This is a genomic window from Gammaproteobacteria bacterium (assembly GCA_009845905.1).
Classification (GTDB): domain Bacteria; phylum Pseudomonadota; class Gammaproteobacteria; order Steroidobacterales; family Foliamicaceae; genus Foliamicus.
Genome location: VXYS01000007.1, coordinates 1 through 4,149 on the forward strand (window position 1 = coordinate 1; position 4,149 = coordinate 4,149).

The following is a 4,149-nucleotide window of genomic DNA, read 5'->3' on the forward strand; positions in this document are numbered from 1 at the left end:
GGGTCGATGGTGTAGTTTGGCCAATCGTCGTGCTGCCAAGCCCACTGCTTAATCACGGTGTTTGTTCTGATTGGGTTATAGATCGCGTCCATATAACCCAAAATCGGCGCATTTTCCATGCGTTTGGGGCCAATGTGGGTTATAGGGGTGGTCGGAGTGTTACTTATAACCCATTGGGGGCACCCGTTGGGGCGTCCTCGACGTGTTTGAACGCGGCGAACCGGCAGACAGCAGCCCTGCGGCATAAGCGGTCATCGAGTCCGTTCGTGTTGACCATGTTAATTGCGACGGCGAGCGTTCACTCTAGCTCTTCGGTGCTGCCGCACAGGTCTGGAAAGGCGAGGCCGTTAGCCCGGAGGGAAAGAACCGAGGCTTTAGCCCACCAGTTTCAGGAGCTTTTTTGCAGACTGAATGTCAGGATCGATGTTCACCAACCGAGAGGGCCACTTTACGATCTCGCATACGTCGGCAACGTAGTCCATCTGCCCGCTCGACTCAGCCCCCAACATATCCTTGACCGCCTGACCGATCCACTGGTTCAACTGGTTCTTGCCGTACTCTCCAGTCAACCGTTCGTAGGCCCTGAGAAGGCGAGGGGTCCGCTCGATCTCGCAGAAGACGTGTAGGGTGACTTCGGGGGTGTACGGCCTTGGCAGCCTGAAAAGCGCTATTTCGACCAATTCCTCTCGCGTAATGTCATCCTGCGACACGATATTGCTCCTTTCCTGGTTAAGACGCCGAACGAACTGCACATTCCTTCGGCGTCATTCATTCTTGGATGCCAAAAACCTATCAACGGCCAATCAGGCTTTCAACAATCCGTAGTGTAAGACTTTTGTGGGCGACTATGCAGGGCCCGACTTACGGCGGCTTCCCCGCTCGTAGTCGCACTGCCCCGTCATCTTGTGGGTGAGATCAATCCAAGCCTCCCATTCCCTCCGCTAGAGTTCGGGCCAGTCCGCCATGCCGTCTGCCGTTGGGGCCAGCGTAAGCGCCTTGTCGTAGCACCCGGATGAACCAATGGAGAATTTCCTCGTCGGTGGACTGCCAGCCGCGCTGAATGTGTCCGTGGCCCTGGCCCGCGTTGGCCCTCTCTCTTGACTTACGGGCGGCGCAGATTTCTGTATAGATTGACAGCATACAAACGCCGCGTCGATGGGCCGGAGAAGCCATGTGTCACCTTGGCTAGCGCACCTATGGGGTGCCGGTCGCAAACACGCCGTTACAATGCGCAGCATTTCATTTCGGGGAAAAAGACAATGGAAACAGCGGATGACTACCTGCGGGCCGCTAAGAATTTCGCCCGAAACTCGAGCATGTTCGAGTCGATTTACGCCGAGGGGTTGCAGTTTAGGAAGGTGGTGGGCGAGTGGGTGGACGAGCCGGAAGACCTTGAGATTGCGGCCCACTACTCCCACGTTTATCTATCTGCGCTCACTTCGGAACTGTCGTTAAAGGTGCTGTACTTGCTGGACAATCCAAACGGCGAGCCAAAGAAACTGAGGCACAGCGCGGATCGCCTGTACGAAGGGCTGAATGAGGACACAAAGTGGTGTCTCAACCAATCATATGATCAAGTGAAAACGCACTTATCCACGGCGCTCGAAAAACGGAAATGGGATGTGGGGGAGCCAGCCGACCGGGTGACGGTGGCAACCCTGCAAGAGTATTGGGTTTGGTGCGAAGACACAGTTGTCCGCTTTAAGTACACGCTCAACCCCGGCGATTTATCCGTGCCTTGTGGTGTTGTTTGGGGTCGCAGGGGAGTTGATGGGAAAGGGTTTAGGTCCGCCAATCCCATCGAGTTTCCCAACTACTCTCATAGCTTGGTCCGCCTCGCCCAGATACGGCATGAGCACGGCGGAACGGGGTGAGCTTGGCCTTAAGCAAGCCTTCCGCGCACTAAAGGGCCAACCCTACCTCCGGTTCAACGCCCCGAAAAGGTCCGCTCAAGACAGCCCACCGCTTTCCCGGTCCAAGCTGCTGTGATGTTCATAACAGTGCCGCGCCCCTTCGACCTGCAGGTCGGACGCCTTGCGCCAGCAGCGGTGCGGTGAACGAGCGGCCTGTTGGTGATCCGCCGAGCCGAAGCGGTCTTCGCGGTCGGGTGCTCAGGGCAGCCGTGGCGGGTCAACCCATCCCGCCATCGCTTTGTGCGGGCCGATACCGATTTCGCCGTCCACGCGGAACACGTCTCGGTAAAGCGTGAAGGGCTGGCCCGCTGAATCATGCACCCAGATCCAGTGGCCGGGGTTGTCGGCGGTTTCTTCCGCGATGGTGATTTCGCCGATGGCGCATTGGTTGCCGAGAGGGCCGATGTACCCGCTAAGTTCTGCATATCCTTTGGTGTCCACGAACATGGGCGCGGCTGCCTCGTCGTCGAGCAATAGGAAAAGCTCTTCGCCGATGGTGTATATGCCGTAGATGCCTGCCGCACCGAGCGCAGCCAACCCGATGGGAGCAATTGGGGATTTCATCACGGCAACAACAGCCGCGCCAGCGGCCGCCCCAACACCCGCGATGACGGCGACTTCCTTCCCGGCCTCTATGGCGGCTTCGTTCCTCGTCATGCACCCAGCGAGGTAGTAGTGATGGTGCTTGTAGATGACTACGCCGCTGCTTATGGCGGCAGCGGTCGCCGCGCCGACCCCCGCCCCTTTGGCCGATGAAAGAACCCGATAGGCCCTGCCTTTGGTTTGGTGCGCTTTTTCGGCATCCCTGATGTTCGCCGCGCTCATAATCCGAGCGCCCCTTGCCCGATTACGCTCGGAACTCTCGAACACGCCGTTCGACGCCCGGTCGCTACCGCGCATCGCATAGGGTGTCTTATGGCTCCAATCCATGTCCCTCAGCGAAAATCGTTCGGCGTCAGGGCCTTGAACTCGGACGTTTTCGGGAACGGTGGCCCGGACCTTCCGGGCTTCGGCGTCGGGGCGGCGTTCGCCCCTTGTTCCGGCCGTCCGGTACTTTTCTTTGAGATCGGAATCGAGCGCTTCCCACGGCACTTCGCGCGCTACCGATGGTGCGACGGCGCACAGCGCCATGCAGGCGGCGAGCAGTGCGCTACGGCCTGTCCCCCCTGCATGGTGTTTGGTGGTCATTCGATTCTCCTGTTTGTCCTCAAAGGTCGGTGGGCCGTGTAGCTCCGGCGAAACGCCCACTGGCCCTTGCCCTTCTCTCTGGGGAGCTCTGGGCAAGTCTGGGCTACGAAAAAAATCCAGTGTTCTTGAGGGTTTCCGGGCGGCACGCGCGCACTAGGATACGCAAAAGCGCACACTAGGACACATTTGGCGGCGTCCTCGATGGTCTGCCGTTCGCGTTCGGCTTGATGCGCCCGATTGTCCATCGCCCAGTGCCGGTCGGATGGATATTCATGCCAAGTGAGTAATAGAATCCAGTCTATTACTCACGGGGCACGAGAGACCGGCGCAATGGACGCAAGCGTCAGATGGGTTTGGCAACAGCCGGGGTGGCCAAACCTCACTTTGGCTAAGGGCTGCTTGGATGATGCCGAACGGAAGTTCGCCAAGGGTATGGCCACCCAGAAGATTGTCCTCGGACATTTGGACGAGCGCACCCGCGACGGCCTTCGCGTGGAGTGGTTGACCCGTGAAGCGTTAACCACATCCGCCATTGAAGGCGAAATGCTGGACCGCGACTCCATTCAGGACTCCTTGTTGCGCCGTTTGGGCCTTCGCCGAAACAGCAGGAGGCACGGCAAGGAAGAGGGCGTTGCCGAGATGATGGTTTCGTTGTACCGGTACTTCGACCAGCCCCTTGACCAAGAAACTCTGTTCGACTGGCACCGAATGCTGATGTCCGGCAGACGCGACTTGGATGTTGTCGGGGGATATCGGAAAGGCGAAGACGACATGCTGATCGTATCCGGTGGGCCGATCGGCAGCGAGACCATTCACTACCAAGCGCCACCCGCCCGAGATGTGCCCGAAGAGATGCACCAATTTGTGGAATGGTTCAACCGGGCAACGGGGAACCGACCAGCAAAGTCCATTTTGGCAGTGACGGCGGCGACGCATGCTCGGTTTGAGTCCATCCATCCGTTCGAAGACGGCAATGGACGAATCGGTCGAGCCATTGCCGAAAAAGCAATGGCCAGAATGATCGGGCGCCCCACGATGCTGCCCCTAG

At 58.7% G+C, this 4,149-nt stretch carries 4 protein-coding genes; 2 read left to right on the plus strand and 2 right to left on the minus strand.

Features of this window, described 5'->3' with window-relative positions; translation table 11 throughout:
- Positions 1–374: 374 nt before the first annotated feature.
- Positions 375–710 (minus strand): hypothetical protein, encoded by a 336-nt coding sequence (locus tag F4036_07490; GenBank protein ID MYK37580.1) that lies wholly within the window; start codon positions 708–710, stop codon positions 375–377.
- A 549-nt stretch (positions 711–1,259) separates the two neighbouring features.
- On the opposite strand from F4036_07490, the gene F4036_07495 reads away from it, so the two are divergent.
- On the plus strand, positions 1,260–1,874 hold the full coding sequence (locus F4036_07495; protein MYK37581.1) for a hypothetical protein: 615 nt from the start codon (positions 1,260–1,262) through the stop codon (positions 1,872–1,874).
- Positions 1,875–2,111: 237 nt separating this feature from the next.
- On the opposite strand, the gene F4036_07500 is transcribed toward F4036_07495, so the two are convergent.
- On the minus strand, positions 2,112–3,101 hold the full coding sequence (locus F4036_07500) for a hypothetical protein (protein ID MYK37582.1): 990 nt from the start codon (positions 3,099–3,101) through the stop codon (positions 2,112–2,114).
- 330 nt (positions 3,102–3,431) lie between these two features.
- Between F4036_07500 and F4036_07505 the strand changes: the two genes are divergently transcribed.
- A partial coding sequence (locus F4036_07505; protein ID MYK37583.1) for a Fic family protein occupies positions 3,432–4,149 on the plus strand: 718 nt, incomplete at its 3' end.

Coding starts and splice junctions, on each gene's coding strand:
- F4036_07495 (MYK37581.1), top strand. CDS start 1,260: ATGGAAACAGCGGATGACTACCTGCGGGCCGCTAAGAATTTCGCCCGA.
- F4036_07500 (MYK37582.1), bottom strand. CDS start 3,101: ATGACCACCAAACACCATGCAGGGGGGACAGGCCGTAGCGCACTGCTC.